This is a genomic window from Streptococcus sp. GMD5S, from assembly GCF_000298715.2.
Lineage (GTDB): Bacteria > Bacillota > Bacilli > Lactobacillales > Streptococcaceae > Streptococcus.
Window position 1 is genome coordinate 1 of the sequence record NZ_AJRG02000058.1, and the last position, 660, is coordinate 660.

Here is a 660-nt window from a genome sequence, read left to right on the forward strand (position 1 = left end):
ACTCGTGAACTGCTTTATGAGTCACTGTTGGAACTGGAGTTGCTGTAAATTCCCATGTACCTATAAACTTAACATCTGATCCATTAATTGTTTCCGATGTCTTATCGTAGGACTTGAAGCTCCATGTACCTTCTGCCGTCTTCACTTCTGTTTGGCTTGGTTGCGTTGGAGTTGCTTGACTACCATCTTTCAAGTCTGTTTGGTCTGCTGGAAGCAAGGTTTTCACTTCTTGTGGAAGTTCTTTTCCTGGCGTTCCGCTGACAAACTCATGTGTTGCCTTGTAAGTTGGTGCTGGGGTGAATTCCCAAGTACCGACAAAGTGAGCATCCGCTCCATTGATGGTTTCTGATGCCTTATCGTAGGACTTGAAGCTCCAAGTACCTTCTGCTGTCTTCACTTCCGTTTTACTTGGCTGAGTTGGAGTCGCTTGACTACCATCTTTCAAGTCGGTTTGGTCTGCTGGAAGCAAGGCTTTCACTCCTTGTGGAAGGTCTTTCCCTGGGATTCCGCTGACAAATTCATGTGTTGCCTTGTAAGTTGGTGCTGGGGTAAATTCCCAAGTACCGACGAAGTGGGCATCCGCTCCATTGATGGTTTCTGATGCCTTGTCGTAGGACTTGAAGCTCCAAGTACCTTCTGCTGTCTTCACTTCTGTTTTAC

The 660-nt window shown here is 46.4% G+C and carries 1 protein-coding gene; it reads right to left on the reverse strand.

Features of this window, described 5'->3' with window-relative positions:
• Positions 1–660: SHIRT domain-containing protein (locus tag GMD5S_RS0209780; protein ID WP_029710694.1), on the reverse strand; the 660-nt coding region annotated here is incomplete at both ends.